This window comes from Rothia sp. (in: high G+C Gram-positive bacteria) (assembly GCF_030540545.1).
Classification (GTDB): domain Bacteria; phylum Actinomycetota; class Actinomycetes; order Actinomycetales; family Micrococcaceae; genus Rothia.
Genome location: NZ_JAUNVZ010000008.1, coordinates 1 through 25851 on the forward strand (window position 1 = coordinate 1; position 25851 = coordinate 25851).

The following is a 25851-nucleotide window of genomic DNA, read 5'->3' on the forward strand; positions in this document are numbered from 1 at the left end:
CTTTTCAAGATGTTGTGTTGTTTGCGTTCACTGTATGGTTTTTGGGTAATAACCCCGTTTGGGTTGTTTGGAGAGGTTCTGGGGTCACGGTTGTGGTTCTGGGGTCTCTCTTTTTTGTGGTTGTGTGGTTGTTGGGGGTGTCTTTGGGTGCCCCTTTTTTTTGTGTGTGTTTTGGGTGCGGGGGTGGAAAGGGGTTTGTGCTGATGCTCGTGGCGCCGTGTATTTGAATTGATGGGCTAATGCGAGGGAGGAGTCCCAGGTACTAGTATTGTTGAGACCAGTAGCGTGTGTTTTTTGCCTGTTCGTCAGAGGCTCATCCCATACGACTACTGACAGGCTGTGAGCGTAGATAATGCTCATTGAGTCATGAAATACTCTACTCAATAGACACTTTGCCCGCTCACAGCTTGTCGGTAAATATCGTTCTTGGGCATGGGCTGGGAATAGCACATCAGGTCAATATGGGCGCATAGGACGGTCCCCAGACAACTGCGTTCTTTCAGGCCACTGGCATGTGCTTCTTACCTGATCGTCAGAGGTCCATTCCATGCGGGTGTATAAGATACCCGCTCACCTCGCGAATACTATTTTTCATCGCGAGGGAAGACACCCCTCGCGACAAAAAATAGTATTCGCGACACGGAAAGAAAACATAGAGCACTCAAGAAAAAAAAGGGGGAGAAGCCCCAGAAACGTTACCACTCCGAAGTTGGGGAAAAGAGCACTGGGCAATGCGTGGGGAAGGTGAGAAGCGTAGAACCCCATTCTCCGTCCCCTCTCAGGACTGTACGCGGATAAGCCCCAACCATCTGCAGAGTGTGAGAGGTAATGGGGAACCCACACGGGAGATCAGGGAATCCAGCCATCTTGGGAACGCAAGATACAGACCAAAGCCAAGCAGAAAAGAAAAGCAGCAATCTCGGGAACTGGAGCAGGGCAGAGGAAAAGGTTGAGCGCTATTAGCCTGGACATTTCGTTCCAGCGAAATGATCAGGGTCGTGCGCGAACGCCTTTTCCTCGCACCGCGACCCAACCTCAGAAAGCCTGGGTCTAAAGAGCATCATCCCTGGCGAATGTTTTAGCCACAGCCTTGCCGGATTGGTGACCACAGCCTTGCCGGATTGGGGTAAAAAGATATGTAATCGGGTTCAAGATGCAGAATCTATGAGACCGATAACACAAGTAAACGCACAGAACCTATGAGACTAATAAGGCATACAAACACATAGAATCTATGAGAGCATGAGAGCATGAGAGCACTCAGATACGCAGAATCTAGTAGACGTATATAGCCATTAGATAGCCAGAAATTCACTAAATTAGTTGTAATGTAAAATTTTGCTCAAAGCGTGAGAACCCACATTTTGGGTCATAAACTAGCGTTCCGCCCAGAGCTTAGGTAGGGTAGATAAAGATACCTCCGGCGCGTGCTCTCAACAACGCGCCTCCACGAGATATAAAGGAGCAGGTATGTCTACTGACGCCCGCGAAAAAGCCCGCCAGCTCGCAGCTAAGCAGGCGAAGAACAATACTGCTGCATCGAGCCGTCGTTGGATTCAGCTGACCGTGTTGCTGGTTGTTGCGGCTCTGGTCGCTGTCTTTGCGTTTGTGTTTTATCAGAACCAGAACTCGAAGATCCCGAACTCCGGTCCGGTGCCGGCTAGTGCGAACCAGTACGGCGGTATTGTGCTGACCAAGGACGGCATTGTAAAGAATGCGTCCTCCGAGCAGACCCGTAATCTTGAGGCTCTGGGCACCTCCACTGTGAGCATTAACCCGACCCTGAACGGCACCCCGGATGCAACCGCCCACGCGCTGCCCCTGGGCATGCAGAATGCTGAGGAGTCCGCGAAGAACGGCCAGGCTGTGCGCGTGACCGTGTTCCAGGATTTCAACTGCATCCACTGCCGCGAGTTTGAGGAGCGTTACGGCGAGGAGATTCAGAAGCTGGTTGAGGACGGCACCATCACTCTTGAGGTGCGTAACCTGATCTTCCTGGATCGTGTTTCCCCGACTCAGTACTCTTCTCGTACCGCCAATGCAGCCTACGCTGTGGCGAACCAGGTGTCGACCACCCAGTACCTGAACTTCCAGCGTGAGCTGTTCACCTACCAGGGTAAGAAGGACCTGACCAACCAGGAGATCGCTGATATTGCTTCGAAGTACGGTGCTGATATCTCTTCGGATTTGAACGAGAATAAGTGGCGCCCCCTGGTGGATGTTCTGAACACTGAGTCTGTGAATAACGGTATTGCCGGTACTCCGACCGTGTTTGTGGATGGCGACCAGTACACCGGTAGCGATTTTAGTGCTTTCTTGAAGCAGAAGATTGACGCGAAGAAGAAGTAGTTTTTCGCTTCGATAGCCCTCGTGCGTATGCGCGGGGGCTATTTCTTTTGCCCCGGTGTGCGTGTGGGCGCGGAGCCTCTGGGGTTGGCGGGGCGCCTGAGCGTAGAATAGAGGAAGATGTACAGCGTATGGCTGATGAAAGGTTTGACTAATGGCTTCGTTGATTGAGTCCTATGATGCTCTGCTTTCGGATTTGGACGGTGTGGTGTACGCCGGTCCATTTGCGATTGAGGGTGCTCCGCAGGCTCTGAACCGTGTGCAGGCAAGCGGTATCCCGGTGGTGTTCGTGACCAATAATGCCTCGCGTTCTGTGGAAACCGTGGCGCAGCATCTGCGCGATTTGGGCGTTGAGACCGACGCGGACCACGTGGTGAGCGCGGCGCAGGCGGCGGCTCGTGTGCTGGCTGAGCGTTTGGATGCGGGCGCTAAGGTGCTCGTTACCGGTACCGAGGATTTGGCGGATTGCATTCGCGAGGTGGGTCTGGTGCCGGTGCGTTCTCAGGCGGAGGAGCCTGTTGCTGTGGTGCAGGGCTTTAATCCGAAGATAGTCTGGGAGGATTTGGCGGAAGCTGCCTACACCCTGGCGGATCCGGAGGTGCTGTGGCTGGCGACCAATACCGATCAGTCGATCCCAAAGGAGCGCGGCATCGCCCCGGGTAATGGCACCCTGGTGGCTGCTGTGGGTACTGCAACGCGTCGCACTCCGCTGGTGGCGGGTAAGCCGGAGGCTCCGATCTTCCACGCTGCGGCTCAGTCTGTGAATTCGCAGCGCCCGGTGATTGTGGGCGATCGTTTGGATACCGATATTCTGGGCGGTCACCGTGCGCAGATGGATAGCGCCCTGGTACTCACCGGCGTGCAGAGCTACGCCGATGTGATTGCGGCTGTTCCCGACCAGCGCCCGACCTATGTGCTGCGCACTCTGGAGGATTTCTTTGCTGAGTATCCTCAGATTGACGTCATGTATGAGGGCTATGAGACCATTGCCTACGGCCCGAAGTGGCAGGCTATTGTGCGTGGAGATTCGATTCATATGTATGCCCCGGAGGGCTTTGCTGCCGATGAATCTTTTGCCGGTAGCGAGTCTGAGCTAGAGGCATGGCGTGTGGCTATTGCTGCCTGGTGGGCAAGCTACCCGAGCGAGGCGAAGACCCCGAGCTTTGTTAATATGCCCGGTCAGGATTCCTAAGGCACCTCTATGAGCATGAACGATAACCTGAGCGTTCAAGAGCGCGCCGCTATAGAAGGTGTGGAGCCCTCGGCTCTTGAATCTGCGATTCAGAACGAAGAACAGGCATTCTTTGAATCGCTCAAGGAGCTGGATATTCAGGCGCTGGTATCCGGGGAAAGCGACGCCCAAGAGCAGCTGGAGAGCCTGGTATCTACCCTGGAAGAATCTGTCCAGGAGTTGAGCGAACCGGAGAGCGCCTCCACCGCTGAACCGGGCAATTCTGAAGACAAAGGAGAATAGTGGCTGAGCGCCTGGATAAATACCTCGCCGCGCACGGGCTGGCCTCTTCGCGCACCCTCGCGGCGAAACTCATTGCCGCAGGAGACGTACACATTAATGGCCGAGCCATACGCAAAGCCTCCTATATGGTGCAACCCGAGGACACCCTGCGCGTGCTGGCCAGTGAGCTGACCGAGTACGTTAGCCGCGCCGGGCATAAGCTTGCCGGTGCCCTGGATACCTTCAGCGAGATTAGCGTGGAGGGTAAGCGCTGCCTGGATGCGGGCGCCTCCACGGGCGGTTTTAGCGATGTGCTGCTGCGCCGCGGAGCCGAGCAGGTGTGCGCCGTGGATGTGGGGCACGACCAGCTGGTAGACGCAATACGTCACGATGAGCGAGTGCAGGTCTATGAAGGCATGAACGTGCGCTATATGACCCCTGAGGATATTGGCGGTCAGGTGGATCTGACGGTCTCTGACCTGTCCTTTATTTCGCTGACCCTGGTGATGAAGGCTCTTGCCGAGGCGACTGCCCCGGGAGGGGATCTGGTGCTGATGGTTAAGCCTCAATTTGAGGTGGGTAAGCACCAGATTAACCGCGGCGGCGTGGTGCTGGACGAGGCAGTACAGCAGCAGGCTGTGGATCGTGTGCTGATGAGTGCTGTGGAGCACGGGCTGCAGGTGCGCGGTACAGTGCCTTCGCCTCTGCCCGGTCAGGACGGTAACCGTGAGTATTTCCTCTGGTGCGTAAAGCCCGTTTAGAAGTACAGAGCGAGTAGGGAACAATGCGGGGTGTAGAGACTATCTACACCCTGCACTGTTCTATCGTATAAGGATGCTCGCCAGGAGAACACAAGGTGCTGGGAAAAAAGCGCCTGAAGGGTACCGCCACCCCCCTTTGTTCCTATACAAATAATCAAGGTTGAAACAGGTCTCCTTGATCGAGGTATAGGAATTAGAAGTGCGATTCGCACGCTTCTGAGTATCACCCGTCTGGTAGGCGTAATTGTGCAGCTGTACCTAGTCGTTCAGGAAATCCAGAAGCTTAATTTGGTCTTCAATATCTACATCCTGATGAATTACTGATACGGGTACATTCTGCGCTGGGCCTTCCAATCCTGCAGCGCCCAGTCCATAGAAAGAGGCCGACAGAGGAGAAACGTTCGGGAGGCAATCCATGCTCTGCACGAAATAATCTTCGAATATGCGCGTGACACGCCCCAATTCGCAGCCCATGGTGTAGTATGGGTATACGAGATAATTTATCGGGATTATCTTCGATAGAAAGGATTGTCATGAGCGCGCGCACCGAGCGTAAAATCCTCGTCTTCGCCCACACCGGGCGCAAGGAAGCACGAGATGCCGCACGTCAAACCTGTGCGCAGCTGCACCACGCCGGGCTCATTCCTGTCATGAGTCGCTCCGATCTGGAGGCACTCATGGAGAACTGGCAGCAGCCCGTACCCGTGCAAATGCTACACGAAAGCGTGGCGCTCAATGATATTGAACTTGGCGTGGTCCTCGGTGGTGACGGCTCCATTCTGCGTGCCGCCGATATGGTTCGCCACACCGAAATTCCCCTGATCGGCGTGAACCTCGGCCACGTGGGCTTCCTTGCCGAATCCGAAGAAAGCGATCTGAGTGAAACCGTCGAGTGTATCGTCAACCGCGAATACGAGGTTGAAGAGCGCATGGCAATCGATATTGAAGTCTGGCACGAGAGCAAATGCGTGCACAAAAACTGGGCACTGAATGAAGCCAGTGTGGAAAAAGGCGATCGCGGCAAAATGATCGAGGTCATTATTGAGGTCGACCGCCGACCGTTGAGCACCTTCGGCTGCGATGGTGTGGTCATGGCAACCCCCACCGGTTCCACTGCCTATGCATTCTCCGGAGGCGGCCCTGTAGTCTGGCCTCAGGTGGAGGCGATTCTCATGGTTCCCCTATCTGCCCACGCCCTCTTTGCACGCCCCCTGGTGACCTCGCCCGACTCTATGATGGCGGTTGAGATCCTACCCGATAATCAGGCTCCCGGTCTGCTCTGGTGCGATGGCCGCCGAACCTGCGAACTGCTACCCGGTAGCCGTATCGAGGCACGCCGCAGCCCCAAGCCCGTGCTGTTGGCGCGCATCCACCCCGCTCCCTTCTCGGAGCGCGTGGTGCGTAAATTTGAGTTGCCCATTCGCGGCTGGCGTGGCCCGCAGGGGCATCGTTCTCGTGTTCCTCATCTGGATACTCAGGGTGCAAAAGCGAACGATAATTCTACGAACAATGATTCTCTAAACATTTCTGACGTGCCGGAAACTCAGGAAGGAGCGAAGCAATGATTGAAGAAATCCATATCCGCGATCTGGGTATTATTACCGATGCCCGCCTGCCCCTAGAGCCCGGCCTGTCCGTACTCACCGGCGAAACCGGCGCGGGTAAAACCATGGTCGTTACCGCCCTAGGTATGCTGCTGGGCAATCGAAGCGATGCGACCAGCGTGCGCAATGGCGCCAAGAATGCGCTCGCAGAAGCGGTCATTCGCCTACCCAAAAACCACGCCGCTTTGGACTTGGCTCATAACGCCGGCGGCACCGTGGAAGACATTGACAGCGAAAGCTCCGAGCTGCTGCTGGCACGCACCGTTAACGCCTCCGGCCGATCCCGTGCCCATGTGGGTGGTTGTACCGCACCCATTGGTACCCTGGCAGATATTGGCCGAACCCTGGTTGCCGTCCACGGTCAGTCTGATCAGCTGCGCCTGAAATCCAGCAGCGAACAGCGCCATGCCCTGGACTCCTACGCCGGTGCGCCCCTGGTTCAGGCACTGGAGGAATACCGCGGCGTGTACGAGCGATACCGTGCGGTTGCCTCGGCGCTGAAAGAAATGCGTGAAAACGCCCGCGCCCGCGCTCTGGAAGCTCAGACCCTGCAGGGCGCCCTGGCAGAAATCGACGCCGTCGCACCCGTAGAAGGCGAAGATGAAGCGCTGCGTGTTGAAAGCATGAAACTCATGAATGTGGAGGCTCTACGTCAGGCCTCCGCTATCGCCTCCGCAGCTCTTTCGGGCAGCGAGTATAGCAGTGGGGACGAAAGTAACGTACTTGCTCTGCTGGATGCTGCCCGCACCGCCCTTGCCGCCCAGTCCTCCTCCGACGAGGCACTAGCGGCCCTGACTGAGCGCGTGAATGAAGTGCTGATCCTAGCCACCGACGCCGCCAGCGATCTGGCATCCTATATGGCATCCCTGGATAGTGACGGCCCGGGGCGTTTGGCGCAGGTTCAGGAGCGCCGCGCGGCTCTCAAAACCCTTACCCGCAAATACGGCGCCGATATTGCCGAAGTGCTCGCATGGGCTGAAGAATCCCGTGTGCGTCTAGAGAGCCTGGACGATAACCCCGCACGTCTTGAAGCCCTCGAAAATGAGCTGGTACAGCTGCGTAAAAACCTCGGTGAATCCGCTCAAAAGCTTATGCGTATGCGCCAAGAGGCCGCGCAGAAGCTTGCGCACGCCGTGAGTGAAGAACTCACCGCACTTGCCATGCCCAACGCCAGCTTGGTTGTTGAGGTCAGTGAAGCTGAGAAATTCTCTGCCCACGGTAAAGACAGCGTGAGCTTTATGCTCGCGCCCCATAAAACCGCGGTGCCCCGCCCCCTGGGTAAGGGCGCCTCCGGTGGTGAGCTCTCGCGCGTGATGCTCGCTCTGGAAGTTGTGCTTGCAGAAGTCGACCCGGTACCCACCTTTATCTTCGATGAGGTGGACTCGGGTGTGGGTGGTAAAGCAGCTATCGAAATCGGTCGCCGTCTAGCCATGCTCGCCAAGCATGTACAGGTTCTGGTGGTCACCCATCTGCCGCAGGTTGCTGCCTTTGCCGACCAGCACATCCTCGTGCTCAAAAATGACGATGCTTCCTTATCCAAGGTGCAGGTACTGAGTGAAGAAGAGCGCGTGGTGGAGCTGGCGCGTATGCTCTCCGGTCACGATCAATCCGAGGCTGCTCAGGAGCACGCTCGTGAGCTGCTGGCGGCTGGTCGCCAGGTCTAGCCCGGCAGCAGGGCTTCTCCCTGTCATATGGGCAGGGGAGAAGCGTAAGAAGCGGTGTGGATGAAAGCAATAACACCTTCGAACACACGCCCCAAAACAGGGCACAAAGCCCGCCGCTGGTATAGAGTAGAGGGTAGGGAATAAAAGCCCGCCCAGGGTACTTATAGTGCCTAAAGAGTCGAGACGCTACAGGCGCTATACAGCGCCTAAGCAGACCGGCTACCCCCTAATACAGGGATTCGCCCACCGGTGAATCCCTCCTTGAGATAGGAGTAGTACAAATGGTATCCTTGAATTCCGTGGTGAATGAAAATATTAACGCGAATAATGCGTCTTCCAACGGCAAGGTAACCCGCCAAATCTTCGTAACCGGCGGCGTTGCATCCTCCCTCGGCAAGGGTCTCTCTGCCTCCTCTCTCGGTAACATCCTGCGTGCACGCGGCCTGTCCGTAACCATGCAGAAGTTCGACCCCTACCTGAACGTCGACCCCGGTACCATGAACCCCTTCCAGCACGGTGAAGTGTTCGTAACCGACGACGGCGCAGAAACCGACCTCGACATTGGACACTACGAGCGTTTCCTCGATGAGAACCTCGACCAGTCCTCCAACGTGACCACCGGACAGGTATACTCCACCGTCCTGGCAAAGGAACGCCGCGGCGAATACCTCGGGGACACCGTACAGGTCATCCCCCACATCACCGATGAAATCAAGGCACGCATGCGCCACGCAGCGCAGGGCGAAAACGCACCCGACATTATCATCACCGAAATCGGTGGCACCGTCGGCGATATCGAATCCCTGCCCTTCATGGAAGCAGCACGCCAGGTACGTCGCGATGTAGGACGCAACAACGTCCTGTTCCTGCACGTCTCCCTCGTGCCCTTCATCGGCCCCTCCGGCGAGCTGAAGACCAAGCCCACCCAGCACTCCGTTGCAGCACTGCGCGGCCTGGGTATCCAGCCCGACGGTCTGATCCTGCGCTGTGAGCGCGACGTGCCCGATAGCCACCGCAAGAAGATCGGCAACGCATGCGACGTGGATGTTGAAGCAGTTATCTCCTGCCCCGATGCACCCAGCATCTACGACATCCCCAAGACCCTGCACTCCCAGAAGCTGGATGACTACATCCTGCGCTTCTTCGGCATCGAAGCACCCGAGCCCGACTTCACCAAGTGGGACCGCCTGCTCAACGCAGTGCACAACCCCGCATCCGAGGTCAACGTAGCACTGGTCGGTAAGTACATCGACCTGCCCGACGCATACCTCTCCGTCTCCGAAGCACTGCGCGCCGGCGGCTTCGCAAACAATGTGAAGGTCAACATCAAGTGGATCGCAGCTGATCTGTGCGCCACCGAAGAAGGCGCAGCACACCAGCTGCGCGACATGGACGCAATCCTCGTACCCGGTGGCTTCGGCATCCGCGGCCTGGACGGCAAGATCGGCGCACTGCGTTACGCCCGCGAAAACAAGGTACCCACCCTGGGTATCTGCCTGGGTATGCAGTCCATGGTGATCGAGTACGCACGTAACGTGCTGAACCTGCCCGAAGCATCCTCCACCGAGTTCGATCCGGAGACCCCCGTCCCCGTGATTGCAACCATCGAAGAGCAGAAGCAGTTCGTCGACGGTGCAGGCGATATGGGCGGCACCATGCGTCTGGGTCTGTACCCGGCAACCCTGGTTGAGGGTTCCCAGGTTGCCAAGGCATACGGTGCAACCGAAGTGGCTGAGCGTCACCGCCACCGCTACGAGGTGAACAACGAATACCGCGAGCAGCTGGAAGCAGCAGGCCTGCGTATCTCCGGTACTTCCCCGGATTCCTCCCTGGTGGAGTACGTGGAATTGCCCGCTGAGGCTCACCCCTACTACGTGGCAACTCAGGCACACCCCGAGTACCGTTCCCGTCCGACCGTGGCACACCCGCTGTTCAACGGTCTGATCTCCGCGGCTATTGACTTCCGCGATGCTAAGTAAAGACATATAGGTCTTGAACCAAAGGCTCGTAACCGAAGAGGTTACGAGCCTTTGATGTTTTCTGAGCGTGAGTTTTTGAGGCTGGGTCGCGGTACGAGGAAAAAGCATTCGCGCACGAGCTATCATATTTCGCGAGGGCGAAATCTGTCAGCTAATAGCGCTCAACCTTCCCTCTACCTGCTCCTGCTTCTTAAGATGGCTGGCATATTGCCCCTCACGTCCCTGAAAAGGGGCAGCGGAAGGGGAGAAGCCGAACGGATAAAATGGGTGTATGACCTCGAAGAATACCTCCTACGCGCACCAAATAGTAGTTACCGAACATGACGGACACACTGTGCCGGTTGAAGACCTCGAATCCATCCGACCCATTACCGGCCGGAGTCTGCGCTACCACGGATACGTAGTACAGATGATGGAAGAAACCTTTATGCTCAATGAGCATGAAGAACTGCGTCGCGACGTAGCCTCCCTACCCGGTGCCGTAGCGGTAGCCGCCGTGAACGAAAAGAACGAGATCTTGCTACTGCGCCAATACCGCCACCCCACGCGCCTGCTTATGTGGGAAATCCCCGCCGGGCTACTTGATAATGACGGACTGAGCGCCGAAGAAATCGCAGCAGGAGCTAATGAAGCCCCCTTCGCCGTCGCCGTGCGCGAACTGGCAGAAGAAGCCGACCTTCGCGCCGAAACCTGGCACTCCCTCGTAGACTACTTCAGCTCCTCCGGACAATGCGATGAAGCCAGCCGCATCTACCTGGCACGCAACCTGAGCGAAGTGCCGGTGCACGAACGCCACGAACGCAGCGCCGAAGAAGCCGAAGCAATCTTCGCCTGGGTACCCCTGGAGAAAGCCGTAGCCCTGGTACTGGGCGGAAAAATCCACAACGGTATGACCGCCCAAGCAATCATGGCAAGCTATGTTGCCTCCCTCAACTCCTTCGAAGGACTGCGCCCTGCCGAAGATTCCTGGGATTTCCACCCCTATCGTTCGGGCCGCCGCACCCGCTATAGCGAGGGCGAATACCCCACCCTCGAAGAGAAGAAGGCGTAGCCGGTGGGGGAACAAACCGCCCTCGAAGAATATATTGAACAGTATGTGATTCACGTGCGCGCCGAAAAAGGCGCCAGTGAACATACTGTTGAATCCTATGCCCGGGATTTGCGCCGCTACGCGCGAGTGCTACAAGCGCGCGGCATCGTGGATGCAACCTCCATCCGTACCGCTGATGTGCGCTTCTTTATGCGCGAACTGGCAGACCCCACCATCCCCATGCCGGTGCGCCTTAGCGCCGCGGAAGCAGAAGAGAGCCTAACAGAGCTCATTATGAGTTCTTCCATGGGACGCGCGCCCAAGAGAAACGCGCAAGCGCCCGAATCCGCACAACCTGCCTCCCCGACAGATAATGCTGAGAGCCTGGATGCTCTCAAAGAGCTACCCCCGGCATTGGGCGCCAACTCCATTGCGCGCGCCATGGCATCAGTACGCGGCGCCCATGCCTTCTGGTTTGAAACCCGCATGCTCGAACAGGACGTTGCCGCCCCGGTCAAACCCCCGAAACTCACCAAACGCCTACCCAAAGCAGTCAGCGTTGAGGATATTCAGCGCTTGCTGGCAGTACCCAATACCGAAACCCCGGCGGGATTGCGCGAGCGCGCCATGCTGGAATTCCTCTACGCCACTGGCGCGCGCGTGAGCGAAATGCTCGGCGCCGATATTGACGATATCCACCTGGGCAAAACCACCGTGGATGATCATGGGCAGAGCGTGAGCCTACCGGGCTATGTGCGTCTTTTCGGCAAGGGATCCAAGGAACGCCTGGTGCCCCTGGGCTCCTACGCTCAGCGGGCAATTGAAGAGTATATGGTGCGCGCTCGCCCTTCTTTTGTGGCTCATGGCGCGGGTACTTCGGCTCTTTTTGTTAATGCCCGCGGGCAGCGTCTGAGCCGTCAAACCGCCTGGACCATGCTTAAAGAAGCCGCGGCAGAGGCTGGACTGGGGCAGGAGTTCTCCCCGCACTCCATGCGTCATTCTTTTGCCACTCATCTGCTGCAGGGTGGGGCTGATATTCGCGTGGTGCAGGAGCTGCTGGGCCACGCCTCGATCGCCACCACGCAGATTTATACCAAGGTGACTCAGGACGCGATGGCGGAGGTGTATCGTTCGGCTCATCCGCGTGCGCACTACCGCGCGGGCTAGAACGGAGGCATAATTGGCTGTTCGCTACGGGTTTCTGCTCGTATTTTCGCCCGTGGGCGTGTTTCTGCGGTAATCTTGACTTTAGAGTTTTTGTTGAATTTGGAGAAGGTAAACGACGTTGACCCAATCACAGGTAGAAGAATTCGGACCGACCGGGCGCCCCTTCCGCGTCTACCCGGACCCGAAGCCCCTGACCAGCCACGGACCCGCCCGCATTATTTCGATGGTGAATCAGAAGGGCGGCGTGGGTAAGACTACCTCGACTATTAACCTGGGCGCCGCTCTTGCTGAGTGCGGTCGCAAGGTGCTGATGGTCGACTTCGACCCGCAGGGCGCGCTCTCCGCAGGTTTCGGCGCGAACCCGCACGAGCTGGATTTGACCGTCTATAACGTCATGATGGACCGCAAGGTCGATATTAAAGACGTTATTCTGCACACCAATGTGGAGAATATTGACCTGCTGCCCGCCAATATTGACCTCTCCGCCGCTGAAGTGCAGCTGGTGAATGAGGTTGCGCGTGAGCAGGTGCTGGCAAGCGCCCTGCGCAAGGTACAGGATGAGTACGATGTGATCCTCATTGACTGCCAGCCCTCCCTGGGCCTGCTGACCGTCAACGCCCTGACTGCCTCGGACGGCGTGATTATTCCGCTGATTTGTGAGTTCTTCGCTCTGCGTGCTGTGGCTCTGCTGGTGGATTCCATTGAGAAGGTGCAGGATCGTCTGAACCCGAAGCTGGAGATTACCGGCGTGCTGGCGACCATGTTCGATGCGCGTACCTTGCACTCTAAGGAAGTGCTGGCGCGTATTGTGGACGCCTTTGGCGATAAGGTTTTCGACACGGTGATCAAGCGTACCGTGAAGTTCCCGGATGCGACCGTGGCGGCTGAGCCGATTCTCTCTTACGCCTCGAATCACCCGGGTGCGCAAGCGTACCGTCAGGTGGCTCGTGAGCTGATTTATAAGGGCGGTGCTCCCTAAACCCTTAGGGGTAAGCATAGGCGGGGTGTTTCTTTTCGGCTGTGCTGCTGCCGGTTACTTCCGGTGGCGGTACAGGCAGAGGAGAAGCACCCCGTTTTCGTATCCTGGGGTGCCACGTTTTTGTGTTCCGTGTGCGCCCGAAAACAGGGGGTAAGCAGACGCTCGCGGGGCTGCTGGCAAGCGCTGGAGAGGCGCGGGCGCAGCTTCTGCTGTGGGGTGCATCCACCTCGAGAATCCCATAAATCTCTTGTTTTTAAGGCGCCCAGAGGGTAAAATTGTAAGTAGCTCTGTGCTCTATACAGATGCTCGTGTGCGGTGAAAATCCGCACCTCTCAAACTCTAAGGAGATAAGGTCGTATGACCACAGTCGCTGCCGAGACGGTACCGACATCGAACCCGCAGAATGCGGAGCCTACGGTGGACGGTGCAGTCTTTACCGTGAACCTGCCGAATTTCTCGGGTCCTTTTGATTTACTTCTCACCCTTATTACCCGCCGCCAGCTGGATATTACCGATATTGCCCTGGCGGAGGTTACCGATGAGTTTATCGCCTATATTAGCCAGCGTTTCCCCCTGGGCACTCCCGCCCTGGAAGAAGCCAGCGAATTTCTGGTGACCGCTGCGACCCTGCTGGAGCTCAAAACCCTGCGTCTGCTACCCACACACCGTGAGCCGACCGAGGCGGATGTGGCTCTGCTGGAGGCGCGCGATCTGCTCTTTGCTCGCCTGCTGCAATACCGTGCGTACCGTCAGGTTGCCGATATTTTTGCTTCCCGCTGGGCCGCTGAGGCGCAGCGTTTTGCGCGCACGGTCAGCCTGGAGGAGAAATTCGCTAAGGCTCTACCGGAGCTGGTTTTCGATGTGGGTGTGGAAGAGTTCGCATCTATTGCGGCGGCGGCTTTTGCTCGTGCTCAGAGCGCCGAGCATCGGGATCAGAAGGAACCGGAACAGCTGGTTGAAGAGCTGAACGAACATCTGCATTCTTCGGTGACGACCATTGCCGAGCAGGAGCGTTTCGTGCTCGATACGCTTTCTGTAGCGCCCGGCGAGCCGGTGGATTTTAGAACCCTGGTGCGCGGTGCCGGTAGTGTGCAGGTTGCGGTGGTTCGCTTTTTGGCGCTACTGGAACTCTATAAAGACGGCGCGGTGCAGCTGAGCCAGGAGCAGAGCCTGGGACAATTGCGCGTGAGTGCCGGTGAGCGTTTTGAGGTGCGTGCCGCGGGCTTTTTCACCCGCGAGGACTATGAATCCTATCTGGCTGAGCGCGACTCGAGCAAGCGTGAAACTCTTGAGCCCGGTGCCTTGCAGGTCAGCGAGATAGAGTCGGAATCTGCACATGAACCTGCACAGGATACAGAAGAATCGGAAGGGGAGTATCAATGAGCGGCGAACGTTTTGAGGATCAATTTACTCCGGATGATTTGGATATTATTCTGGGTGGCTCCTGGGGCGCTGAGGATGAACCGGTAGAAGAAACGGCTGAGCCTGTATCTGAAACTATTGCTGACTCTGCTGAGTCCGAGCCCGCACCAGAACCGGAAGAGGCAGATATAGTACGAGCCTCCTTACCGAAATCTGCCTCCCGCACGAGTGCCAAGCAGGAACCTCAGCAGGCAGTACCTGCCGATAGCGATGATGAATTTGCCCGCGTGGAGCGCATCCCCGGCGGCGTAAAATCCGCCATTGAAGCGATTCTTGCGGTTGCCGACACCCCGGTGAGCGTGCGCGAATTTGCCGCTGCTCTCATTGTGCCCGAGCGCCGAATCGAAGCGGCGCTGGACGAGCTGGTGCGCGAATATAACGGCGATAGCGATTCGGAAGACCCCCACAAGGCTGAACCCCGCGGCTATGAGCTGAGGCAGATTGCCGGCGGCTGGCGCCTATACTCCCGGGCGGAATTTTCCCCCTGGGTGGCGCGCTTTGTTACCCGCAGCCACAGTGCCAAACTGACCCGCGCCGAGCTGGAAACCCTAGCGGTTATCGCCTACCAGCAGCCGGTCAGTCGCAGCGCCATGAGCGCTGTGCGAGGAACCAGCGCCAATGCGGCGGTGCGTAAACTACTGCAACGGCAGCTCATACGAGAGGCGGGCAAAGAGGGCGGCACTATGCTTTACGAGACCACCGAGCTGCTGCTGACCAAGCTGGGGCTTGAATCCTTAGAACAGCTACCGGAGCTGGCGCCCCTGCTACCGGATGAAACCGAAGCAAGCGTGCTCGCCGAAGGTACCGAACGATCCGGCGCTCCCGATACGCTCGATAGCTAGTCAATAGACATATGTAGCTCAGCGGACTCCCGGGTGCATAAGACTTTAGATAAGACCTTAGATAACCGGTGATAAGCACCGGCATAGACAAGAAAAGAGACAAACCATGGCATATGGAAACAACGCACGACGCGGCGGAGCGGCAAGCTCCCGCGGCGCAAAGCCCGGCGCACGCACCGCAAAGGGCGCCCCCAAGGGCGGCAAGGGCTTTAAGGGAGCCTCCGCCTCCAAGTCCAGCAAGTACGGCGCACCCAAGGGCGGCGCTGGCGCTCGCGGCAAGTTCTCCGAGCTGCCCAAGCGCGAACGCCGCGCACCGGGTCGCCCCTACCGCTCCGGCGAAGCATTCGCCAATGAGCGCGGCGAGTACCGCGTATCGAATAACTATGCCGGTCCGCACCGCCCCCGCCGCCCGCGCAATGCCCCGGTGGACCACTTCGACTTCTACGATAATGACGGCGTGCGCCTGCAGAAGCTCATGGCGCAGGCTGGCGTGGCATCCCGTCGAGTGTGTGAAGAAATGATCCTTGAGGGTCGCGTGACCGTCAACGGTGAAGTGGTGCGTGAGCTGGGCGTGCGCGTCAAGCCCGAAGATGTCACCGTGCAGGTGGACGGCATGACCGTGCAGACCAACGACAAGCTCATTTACATGGCGTTCAATAAGCCCGCCGGCGTGGTCTCCACCATGGAAGACCCCGAGGGCCGCCCCTGCATTAAGGACTTCCTGCGCTCCTCCATGACTACCCGCGTATTCCACGTGGGTCGTCTGGACGTTGAGACCGAGGGTCTGCTGCTGCTGACCAATGACGGCGAGCTGGCGAACCGCCTGACTCACCCCTCCTACGAGGTGCCCAAGACCTACCTGGTTCAGGTTCACGGCCCGGTGGAGCCCGGTATTGGTGCTCAGCTGAAGAAGGGCGTTCGCCTGGAAGACGGCGTATCCCGCGTAGACACCTTCAAGCTGGTGGACTCCACCCCCGGCCACGTGCTGATCGAGGTCACCATCCACTCCGGTAAGAACCGCATTGTGCGCCGTATGTTCGACGCTGTCGGCTACCCCGTGGAGAAGCTGGTGCGCGTGGAAATGGGCCCGATTCGTATCGGTTCCCAGAAGCAGGGCACGATCCGTAACCTCTCCAAGGTTGAGATTGGCCACCTGCTGGCATCGGTGGATATGTAATCAGCTAAAAGCTAGCCAGAAGCGTATAAGCCTAAGAGAAGGTGCAGATCGTGACTGAAAACCACGACCCCATCCTCAGCCCCCAGCTGAGCGGGCCGGTGCTCATTATTGGCACCGGTCTGCTGGGCGCGTCCATCGGTCTGGGGCTGCGCGCGGCAGGTCTGAGCGTGTACCTGCAGGATATTTCGCCCACCGCCGAGGCAGTCGCCACCGATATCGGCGCCGGCGTGCCTTTGAGCGCCGTTCAAGCTCGGGCTGAAGCAGGTGGTGAAGAATTCACCCCTCCGAGCCTGGTTATTGTGGCGGCACCCCCGGATATTGCCGGACAGGTGGTCGCAAGCGCACTGAACACCTACCCGCAGGCGCTGGTTACCGATGTCGCCTCGGTCAAGGTGCAGGTGCTCGACCAGGTGCTGGCATCGGGTGCGGATGCGCGCCGCTATGTGGGCTCGCACCCCATGGCAGGACGCGAAAAATCCGGCCCCGTGGCAGCACGCGGTGAGCTTTTCCAAGCACGCCCCTGGATTATCTGCCCGCACGAAGCCTCCAGCCCCAACGGGGTGAAAATGATTCGTGCGCTCGCGGGTGAGCTCGGATCCATTATTACCGTGCTGGATGTGTACGAGCACGACCAGACCGTGGCGCTGATTTCCCATGTGCCTCAGGCAATGAGTTCCCTGCTGGCTTCTCGTCTGCAGGATACCCCGCTATATGCTCTGGGGCTTGCCGGTCAGGGCCTGCGCGATACGGTACGCATCGCGGCAAGTGACGCGAATCTCTGGGTACAGATATTCGCTGCTAATGCCCAGCCGGTCGTCCAAACCCTCTACGGAGTGCGTGAAGACCTCAACCGTCTCATCAACACCCTAGAGAACCCCACCGGCCCCGGCGCTCGCTTGGACCTCGCCCAGCTCATGAGCGAAGGCAACGCCGGTGTGGCGCGAATCCCCGGCAAACACGGCACCTCGCCTACCGCCTTCTCACGCCTGACCGTACTGGTGGACGATACACCCGGCACGCTCGCCCGGCTGCTCGCCGATATTGGAGAGCTCGAGGTCAATATTGAAGATTTGCGTCTGGAACACTCCACCGGTGCGCAAGTCGGTATGGCGGAAATCTCCGTCAACCCCTCCAAACATGATGGACTGGTCAAAGGACTGAGCGAACGCGGCTGGAAGGTCGTAAAATAACCACAAGCACCCGCGCGCCGCATCCGCCGTGAAGAACCCGGCGCGCATAGAGACAAATGCGCAGCCGCCTCAGCGCGGCACAACGAGCACAGGCACAGCAGAAAGAGACGATATGCACGAGAACCCCAAACTCACCGTCGCCATGGACGGCCCCTCCGGCAGCGGCAAATCCTCCGTCGCCAAAGAAGTAGCACGCCACTTCGGTCTGGCATATCTGGACACCGGCGCCATGTACCGCGCCGCCACCTGGCATGTACTCGACCAGGGCATTAGCCTGGACGACAAAGCAGCCATCGCCCAGGCAGTCAAAGCCATGAACCTTATCTTCAGCTGCAACCCCGCAGAAGAAGAAATCATGGTCGGCACCCGTGATATTCGCGAAGCAATCCGCGGCGAAGAAGTCTCCAACGCCGTCTCCGCAGTAGCCAGCGTGCCCGAAGTGCGCGAACACCTCATCGCCCTGCAGCGCTCGGCCATCGACCACGCCATGAACGGTATGGTTGCCGAAGGCCGCGACATCACCACCGTTGTCGCTCCCGATGCGGACGCGCGCATTCTGCTCACCGCCAGCGAAGAAGTACGCATGCGCCGCCGCGGCCTGGAACTGGCAGATAAGGGAGATAGCCAGGATTTGACCAAGCAGATTAGCGAACGCGACGCTAAAGACTCCAAGGTCAACAACTTCATGCAGGCTGCAGAAGGCGTAGAACTGATCGACAGCAGCGAGATGGACTTCAACGAAACCGTCAACGCCGTGATCAACTCCATTAACGCGCAGGTCAAAGCCAAGCGCGCCGCGGCAAGCAACGCCGACGAACTCGAATAAACGTTAGACAGCCCGCCGGGTTCTGCACAAGAAACCGCGCACGGGCACAGCAGGAAAAGGAGCCACCATGGCTGAAGAAAACTACGAAGACTACGAAGCCAAATACCTCGACGGCGGCGAAGACGATATCGCAGAACGCCTGGCAAGCATTGACGACGAAACCGCCGAACAGCGCGCACAGGCGCTGCTTGACGGTCTGGACGACTACGAACTCGACGAAGAAGACCGCGCGCTCCTGGGCGCATGGGGCTTCGATATTGACGAGCCCGAAGAGCAGCTCGCAGACCCCGTCGTAGCCATCGTCGGCCGCCCCAACGTTGGCAAGTCCACCATTATTAACCGTATCCTCGGCCGCCGCGAAGCAGTCGTGGAAGACAAGCCCGGCGTGACCCGCGACCGCGTCTCCTACAAGGCAGAATGGCTCGGCAAGCACTTCACCCTGGTCGACACCGGCGGTTGGGAAGCCGACGCACGCGGTATCGACGCGCAGGTCGCCCACCAGGCAGAAATCGCCATTGAACAGGCAGACGCCGTGATCCTCGTAGTCGACGCGCGCGTGGGTGTCACCGCCAGCGATGAGCACATTGTGCGCATGCTGCGCCGCTTCAAGCGCCCTATTATCCTCATGGCAAACAAGATCGACGACGCGCACCTTGAGCCCGAAGTGTACGGTCTGTGGTCTCTGGGTATGGGTCAGCCCTTCCCCGTTTCCGGTCTGCACGGCCGAGGCCTGGCAGATGCCCTGGACGAACTGCTGGAAGTGCTGCCCGAACACTCCCAGTTCGCAGAACCCGAAGCCCCCGGCGGCCCCCGCCGAGTGGCTCTGATCGGTCGCCCCAATGTCGGCAAGTCCTCCCTGCTGAATAAGCTTGCAGGTAGCGAACGCGCCGTGGTCAACGACCTTGCAGGCACCACCCGCGACCCCATTGACGAAGTCATCGAACTCGGTGGCAAGCTCTGGCGATTTGTCGATACCGCGGGTATCCGCCGCCGCCAGCACATGGCAAAGGGCGCTGAATTCTACTCCTCCCTGCGCACCCAGACCGCCCTGGAACGCTCCGAGGTGGCAGTGATTCTGCTGGATGTCTCCGAACCGCTGAGCGAACAGGACGTGCGTATTATCCAGACCACCATTGAGTCCGGTCGCGCCATGGTGCTCGCCTTCAATAAGTGGGACACCCTGGATGAAGACCGCCGCTGGGATCTGGAACGCGAAATTGAGCGCGACCTGGCACATGTGAAGTGGGCGCCGCGCGTGAACATTTCCGCAAAGACCGGCTGGCACAAGGATAAGCTCGTACCCGCCCTGGAGCACGCGCTCGAGTCCTGGGACTCTCGTATCCCCACCGGCCGCCTGAATGCATTCCTGGGCGAAATCGTTGCAGCACACCCGCACCCGGTGCGCGGTGGTAAGCAGCCGCGTATCCTCTTCGGTACGCAGGTCTCCTCCCGCCCGCCGAAGTTCGTGCTGTTCACCACCGGTTTCTTGGATCCCGGCTACCGCCGATTCATTACTCGCCGTCTGCGCGAAACCTTCGATTTCACCGGTACTCCCATTGAGATTTCGATGCGTGTGCGTGAGCGCCGTTCCCTGGGCGAGCGTCAGAGCGCCAAGGCTAAGAAGAACTCCAAGGGTCGTCGCTAATCGATAGCTCCTGGAGCCTAAGCCTTTCTTGATTCCGCGTGCGACAATGGAAGCGGGAGCTACAGGCTAAGAAGAGAGTCATAGATTTCTACCATTAGTGGTTTGGAAATCTATGGCTCTCTTTGTCTGTACCCAATCCGGATAGCCAGCCACAGCCTTGCCGGATAGCCAGCCGCAGCCTTGCCGGATTGGGTAGTAAGAAACCGGAAATGTAGAGTGTGATTGAGGTAACTAGAAAAAAGGCTGATTTGAGTTGCACGAGCCCAAAATGGCCTGTATAGTAGTATGAGTGTTCAGGAGAACACGGAACGGGTTGTGGCGCAGCTTGGTAGCGCACTTGACTGGGGGTCAAGGGGTCGCAGGTTCAAATCCTGTCAACCCGACAGACAAAGTCCCGGATGGAAACATCCGGGACTTTTTCGTATCTACAAGGCAAACAATATCAAAGTACAGCAGATGAGCACACACAATACTCAACCCGAATCTCATCAGACACATACCGGCAGTCATCGCGCCGTCGGCTATGCCCCTGTCCCAGAACCCGGGCATCATGCGCACCCGCTCAAGGGCATCCTGCTCTGCCTGCTCGCCGTAGTACTCTGGGGTGCTATGTACCCGGTAGCCGACCACCTGGCGCACACGGTCAATATGTTCCACGCGACCCTAATCCGCTACGGCACTGTAGCGCTGATTCTTGCCGCCATGCTCTACCGTGCAGAAGGTAAAAAAGCCTTCCACCTGGAGGGGCACGGTGTGAACCTCTGGCTGCTCGGTTCTGCTGGTTTTGGTGGTTTTGGTCTGACGGCGCTCACGGCTCTCTCGTACACCTCCAGCACGAATATTAGCCTGATGATGGCGACCATGCCCGCCATTAGCGCCGTGATTGCAGGTATTGCCACGCGTACCCTGCCGCCGCGCTACACCATGGCGGCTATTGTGATTGCATTTGCCGGTGTGTCCCTGGTGCTCACCAATGGCGACTACACTCACCTGATTTCCTCCCAGGATGCGCTCGGGGTGGCTCTCGCGCTCTTTGCCGCGATTTGCTGGGTGCTGTACACGCGCGGATCCAGCTCCTATGAGCATTGGTCCACCCTGCGATTTAGTGCACTGACCACGCTGCTTTCGGTACCTTCTATTGCTGCGGCGACCCTGATCGCTACCGCTGTGGGCTATATTCAGCCGCCCGGTTTGCAGGATATTCTCGGTGGCTGGTTTGAACTCGGGTATCTGATTATCTTCGCGGGTCTGCTGGCGGTTATCTGGTGGAACGAGGGTAATAAGATCATTGGCCCGGTCAATGGCACTCTCTTTGTGAACCTGGAACCGGTCACTACTTTTGTGGTGGTGGCGTGCATGACCGCAACCCTACCCTCGGTGCCCGCTGTGCTTGGTTCGCTGCTGGTTATTGCTGGCCTGGTGATGAATAACCTGTATGTGCGCCGTGAGCTCAAAGACGCTGAACAGGCCGAGTCTAAGGCATAGACCTCTGGGGTGCCGGTTGTCTACATAATAGAATCTCAATACCCGCGGGGTGCGTATGGGAGCGGCTGCTCTGATGCGCACCCCGTTGTGTATATGGTTTTGCGGAGTGAAAAGTAGGGCTTTAAAGCACACATTTCTAAAGGTTTAGGTAGACCTTAATGTAAAGGTGCACAGTGAACTATGAGCTTGCAGTCACTTTGTGGGAATATGTGGTTTTATGTGGGAATAGGGGAGTAGAGTAAGAAGTGGAAAAGCTCTTAGGCTCCCCGCAGGAAATCATGAGATAGTGCGGTGACCTAGGGTTTCATCCCGACATGTGCACGTGGCGATAACCTATCAACCGGCAAACCGAAACCCACATAAACCAACATGTGGGCTCGGGTTGCCCCTCACCTGCCTCAAGGAATAGCCATGTGGTCACAAGTCTACGACCCGCTGAATCAGCCCATTCTCTCAGCCCTGGTTGCTGCCATCCCCATTATTTTCTTCCTGCTCGGCTTGACCGTGCTCAAGCTCAGCGGCCTAAAATCAGCCATTATCTCCCTGGCGCTCGCCGTGGTCATCGGAATGATGGTCTTCGGCATGCCCGGCAGCGTTGCTGCAGGAGGCATTCTCTACGGTTTCCTATCCGGCGCCTGGCCAATCGGCTGGATCGTGCTCATGGCGGTCTGGCTCTACCGCCTGAGCGTGCGCGCCGGTAATTTCTATATTGTGCGCGCCTCCATCTCCTCCATTTCTACAGACCAGCGCGTGCAGATGCTGCTGATTGCCTTCGCTTTTGGCGGCTTTTTGGAAGGAGCAGCGGGCTTCGGAATCCCGATCGCTATCTGCGCCGCGCTACTCGTCTCCCTGGGTTTCAACCCGCTCAAGGCATCCATGCTGGCGCTCATCGGTAACGTAGCCTCGGGTGCATACGGTGCTATTGGCATTCCCGTCACCAACGGCGCGGAAAAAGGCGGTGTGGCACTGGCGCACCTGAGCGCAGATATGGTGCCCGTGCTGCAAATCTTTGCCCTGCTCACCCCTGTGCTCATGGTTGCTATTCAGGACGGTCTGCGCGGTCTGCGCGAAACCGGTCTGGTGGCTCTGGCAGCCGGTGCCGTCTATAGCGGCGCCCAGTCCCTCATGCTTGCCACCATGGGCAGCCCCGAATTGGTGGATATCATTCCGCCGCTGCTTTCTCTGATTGCTCTGGCGCTTATTGCCCGCGTGTGGCAGCCGAAAAATATTTACCGTGAACCCACTGCACTCAGCCTTGAAGAACTGGAACAGCAGGGCAGTGAACACTATAGCTTCAAGCAGGTGATGGCCGCCTGGAGCCCCTTCTACTACCTGTCCATTGTGATTCTGCTCTGGTCTACCGCTATGAAGCCGCTCTTTGCTGTCGGTGGTGCCCTGTCCTGGACGAGTATTACCTTCCCCATTCCCGGCGTGCACCTGGCAGTGCAGCAAACGGCACCCATTGTCGCCAACCCCACCCCGGTCAAGGCAGTGTACACCTGGCAGATTCTGGGAGCCTCGGGCACCGCGATCCTGGTCGCGGCTCTGATTACCGTGCTCACCGCAAACATCACCTGGAAGCAGGCTGGCGAGGAACTGGTCGGTACCTGGCATCAGCTCAAGAGTCCGATTCTAATGATCTGCCTGGTCATGGCGGTCGCTAATGTGATGAACTACGGCGGTATGATTTCGGCTATCGCCCTGGCTCTTGCCGGTGCGGGTACTCTCTTCCCGGCGTTCTCGCCCATTGTGGGTTGGATTGGTGTGTTCGTGACCGGTTCGGTGGTCAATAACAATACTCTCTTTGCCGGTTTGCAGGCGACCACCGCCCAGCAGATTGGCGCGACCCCGACCCTGCTGGTGGCTGCCAATACCGCCGGTGGTGTGATGGCTAAGATTGTCTCCCCGCAGTCCATTGCGATTGCCGCGGCGGCGGTGGACTCCGCCGGTCAGGAAGCAAAGATTACCTCCATGTCGATCCGCTATAGCCTGGGGCTGCTGGTGCTGCTGTGCGCCTGGGTGTACCTGCTCTCCCTGGTGGGCGCTTAGCGCCCGCTTGAGGGCCTGAGGGGTCTGAGAAGAAATACTGCAGCCGGATGCGTTCCTTCTGTTCTTCATCAGGTGCGCATCCGGCTGTGCTGTATTGTGTTTTCTCTTCGCGGACTCTCCTGTGTTCTCTTGGGGGTGCTGTGTTTTGCGCATAAAAATCAGCTGTGACTGGGTATAACTATAAGGATTCTCATGGTAGGGTGGTCTTTAGGTAAAACTGCATTAAAGGGACCTGTGCACTGCACATAGACCGCAGGCGATGAGCCCTCGAGATACTCTCGATAATTCACAGCCCGCGGAATATTTACGATATGCTGCACGTTGTACCCAAAGACACACTGCCGTTCGCCCGAGCACCCACAAGGAGCCCGGAAGAACGGCATTTCCATCGCACTATTTCCACAGTACTGGGTGGCAACCCCGCCCAGGGAAGGAACCAGCACTCGATGCTACAAAACTACGACCCGCTCAATAACACGGTGCTCTCAGCACTCGTGGCAGCGCTCCCCATCATTTTCTTCCTGCTCGGACTGACCCTGCTTAAGCTCAAGGGTATTACCGCAGCACTCATCTCCCTGGCGATCACTGTCGGCGTGGGCGTGCTCCTCTTTGGACTGCCCTTCACCGCCGCAGCAGGCGCCATCGGCTACGGCTTCCTCTCGGGCGCCTGGCCTATTGGTTGGATCGTGCTCATGGCGGTCTGGCTGTACCGCATTAGCGTGCGCGCCGGTAATTTCGATATTGTGCGCTCCTCCATCTCCTCCATTTCTACCGACCAGCGCGTGCAGATGCTGCTGATTGCCTTCGCATTCGGCGGCTTTTTGGAAGGCGCTGCGGGCTTCGGTATCCCCATCGCGATCGCTGCGGCAGTGCTCGTCTCCCTGGGCTTCAACCCTCTGAAGGCTTCCCTGTACGCGCTGATCGCAAACGCATCCACCGGCGCATACGGCGCGATCGGTATCCCCGTGACCACCGCAGCCACCCAGGGCGGCGTGGAACTGGCACCCCTGTCCGCAACCATGGTGCCCGTCCTGCAGATCTTCGCAGTGATTATCCCCGTTATCCTGGTGACCATTCAGGACGGTATGCGCGGCCTGCGTGAGGTCGGCCCCCTGGCGCTGCTGGTTGGTCTGATCTTCTCCGGCACCCAGTCCCTGCTGCTGCTTGGTATGGGTAGCCCCGAACTGGTGGATATTATCCCGCCGCTGGTCACCCTGGTGGCTCTGGCGCTGATCATGCGCGTATGGCAGCCCAAGAACATCTACCGCGAACCCACCGCCCCCACCCTGGAAGAGGTGCAGGCACAGGCATCTGAGAAGCACACCGCAGCTCAGATCCTCAACGCGTGGAGCCCCTTCGTGTACCTCTCCGTGGTAATTCTGCTCTGGTCCACCCTGCTCAAGCCGGTCTTCGCTAAGGGCGGCGCCCTGGCATGGACCACCATCACCTTCCCCGTGCCCGGCGTACACAACGCTATGCACAAGATGGTCAAGGGCGTAGAAACCGCGATCCCCGTCAATTACTCCTGGGCAATCCTGGGCGCATCCGGTACCGCGATTCTGGTGGCGGCACTGATTACCGTGCTGACCGCAAACATCACCTGGAAGCAGGCTGGCGAGGAACTGGTCGGTACCTGGCACCAGCTCAAGACCCCGATTCTGATGATCTGCCTGGTCATGAGCGTTGCAAACGTTATGAACTTCTCCGGTATGACCACCTCGATCGCGCTCGCAGCGGCAGCCGCAGGCTCCATTTTCCCGCTGATCTCCCCGATCATTGGTTGGATTGGCGTGTTCGTGACCGGCTCGGTGACCAATAACAACGTGCTGTTTGCAAACCTGCAGGCAACCACCGCGCATACCATTGGTGTTGACCCGACCATGCTGATCGCGGCAAATACCGCCGGTGGTGTGATGGGTAAGATCGTTTCCCCGCAGTCCATTGCGATTGCGGCTGCGGCGGTGGATTCCGCCGGTCAGGAATCGAAGATTACCTCTATGGCGATTAAGTACAGCGCTATTCTGCTGGCTCTGGTCTGTGTCTGGACCTTTGTCCTCTCGCTGTTCATGGCTCACTAAATCCTATAGCGTGAGCTGAGCCCGGTGTGTAGGTTTTCTACACCCAAGCTCGAGGCGGCGGGTGCCTTCTTCTCAAGGAGGCGCCCGCCGCCTTTGTCTTTTCTGTTTGGCTCTTCTTCGGGGCGGTATGTCCTGGGAGCTGTTATGCTCTCGG

General features: G+C 58.2%; 19 protein-coding genes and 1 tRNA gene. All 20 read left to right on the forward strand.

What is annotated here, in order from left to right:
* Positions 1–1470 precede the first annotated feature (1470 nt).
* The 20 genes from Q4P78_RS07410 to Q4P78_RS07505 all read left to right on the forward strand — a co-directional run bounded on the left by Q4P78_RS07410 (position 1471) and on the right by Q4P78_RS07505 (position 25697).
* Positions 1471–2349, forward strand: a complete 879-nt coding sequence (locus Q4P78_RS07410; protein ID WP_303339725.1) for a thioredoxin domain-containing protein — start codon at positions 1471–1473, stop codon at positions 2347–2349.
* Positions 2350–2500: 151 nt separating this feature from the next.
* A complete protein-coding gene (locus tag Q4P78_RS07415; protein WP_303339726.1) occupies positions 2501–3538 on the forward strand; it encodes an HAD-IIA family hydrolase in 1038 nt (345 codons plus the stop codon).
* A 9-nt stretch (positions 3539–3547) separates the two neighbouring features.
* On the forward strand, positions 3548–3820 hold the full coding sequence (locus Q4P78_RS07420; protein WP_303339728.1) for a hypothetical protein: 273 nt from the start codon (positions 3548–3550) through the stop codon (positions 3818–3820).
* Complete coding sequence (locus Q4P78_RS07425) at positions 3820–4560, forward strand: TlyA family RNA methyltransferase (protein WP_303339729.1); 741 nt, start codon at positions 3820–3822, stop codon at positions 4558–4560. The genes Q4P78_RS07420 and Q4P78_RS07425 overlap by 1 nt, the downstream gene beginning before the upstream one ends.
* Before the next feature lie 533 nt (positions 4561–5093).
* Positions 5094–6125, forward strand: coding sequence for an NAD kinase (locus tag Q4P78_RS07430; protein WP_303339730.1), 1032 nt, complete (start codon positions 5094–5096; stop codon positions 6123–6125).
* On the forward strand, positions 6122–7828 hold the full coding sequence (recN, locus tag Q4P78_RS07435; RefSeq protein ID WP_303339731.1) for a DNA repair protein RecN: 1707 nt from the start codon (positions 6122–6124) through the stop codon (positions 7826–7828). The genes Q4P78_RS07430 and recN overlap by 4 nt, the downstream gene beginning before the upstream one ends.
* Before the next feature lie 281 nt (positions 7829–8109).
* Complete coding sequence (locus Q4P78_RS07440; protein WP_303339732.1) at positions 8110–9807, forward strand: CTP synthase; 1698 nt, start codon at positions 8110–8112, stop codon at positions 9805–9807.
* A gap of 271 nt (positions 9808–10078) precedes the next feature.
* Complete coding sequence (locus Q4P78_RS07445; protein ID WP_303339733.1) at positions 10079–10858, forward strand: NUDIX hydrolase; 780 nt, start codon at positions 10079–10081, stop codon at positions 10856–10858.
* 3 nt (positions 10859–10861) lie between these two features.
* Positions 10862–12004 carry a site-specific tyrosine recombinase XerD gene (locus tag Q4P78_RS07450; protein ID WP_303339734.1) on the forward strand — a complete coding sequence of 381 codons (1143 nt, stop codon included), beginning with the start codon at positions 10862–10864 and terminating at the stop codon, positions 12002–12004.
* A gap of 118 nt (positions 12005–12122) precedes the next feature.
* Positions 12123–12983 carry a ParA family protein gene (locus tag Q4P78_RS07455; RefSeq protein WP_303339735.1) on the forward strand — a complete coding sequence of 287 codons (861 nt, stop codon included), beginning with the start codon at positions 12123–12125 and terminating at the stop codon, positions 12981–12983.
* A gap of 357 nt (positions 12984–13340) precedes the next feature.
* Entirely contained in the window at positions 13341–14366 is a 1026-nt protein-coding gene (locus tag Q4P78_RS07460) for a ScpA family protein (RefSeq protein WP_303339736.1), read from the forward strand.
* Positions 14363–15247 carry an SMC-Scp complex subunit ScpB gene (gene scpB, locus Q4P78_RS07465; RefSeq protein ID WP_303339737.1) on the forward strand — a complete coding sequence of 295 codons (885 nt, stop codon included), beginning with the start codon at positions 14363–14365 and terminating at the stop codon, positions 15245–15247. The genes Q4P78_RS07460 and scpB overlap by 4 nt, the downstream gene beginning before the upstream one ends.
* A 106-nt stretch (positions 15248–15353) precedes the next feature.
* A complete protein-coding gene (locus Q4P78_RS07470; protein WP_303339738.1) occupies positions 15354–16424 on the forward strand; it encodes a pseudouridine synthase in 1071 nt (356 codons plus the stop codon).
* A gap of 50 nt (positions 16425–16474) precedes the next feature.
* Entirely contained in the window at positions 16475–17614 is a 1140-nt protein-coding gene (locus tag Q4P78_RS07475) for a prephenate dehydrogenase (protein ID WP_303339739.1), read from the forward strand.
* A 112-nt stretch (positions 17615–17726) separates the two neighbouring features.
* The gene (gene cmk, locus Q4P78_RS07480; RefSeq protein ID WP_303339740.1) at positions 17727–18440 is read left to right on the forward strand and encodes a (d)CMP kinase; all 714 of its coding nucleotides are present in this window, start codon (positions 17727–17729) and stop codon (positions 18438–18440) included.
* A 67-nt stretch (positions 18441–18507) separates the two neighbouring features.
* The gene (gene der, locus Q4P78_RS07485; RefSeq protein WP_303339741.1) at positions 18508–20085 is read left to right on the forward strand and encodes a ribosome biogenesis GTPase Der; all 1578 of its coding nucleotides are present in this window, start codon (positions 18508–18510) and stop codon (positions 20083–20085) included.
* Positions 20086–20394: 309 nt separating this feature from the next.
* Positions 20395–20468, forward strand: a tRNA-Pro gene (locus Q4P78_RS07490).
* Between the two features lie 73 nt (positions 20469–20541).
* The gene (locus Q4P78_RS07495) at positions 20542–21570 is read left to right on the forward strand and encodes a DMT family transporter (RefSeq protein WP_303339742.1); all 1029 of its coding nucleotides are present in this window, start codon (positions 20542–20544) and stop codon (positions 21568–21570) included.
* Between the two features lie 411 nt (positions 21571–21981).
* Positions 21982–23619, forward strand: coding sequence for an L-lactate permease (locus tag Q4P78_RS07500; protein ID WP_303339743.1), 1638 nt, complete (start codon positions 21982–21984; stop codon positions 23617–23619).
* Positions 23620–24065: 446 nt separating this feature from the next.
* Positions 24066–25697, forward strand: coding sequence for an L-lactate permease (locus tag Q4P78_RS07505; RefSeq protein WP_303339744.1), 1632 nt, complete (start codon positions 24066–24068; stop codon positions 25695–25697).
* The last annotated feature ends 154 nt before the right edge of the window (positions 25698–25851 follow it).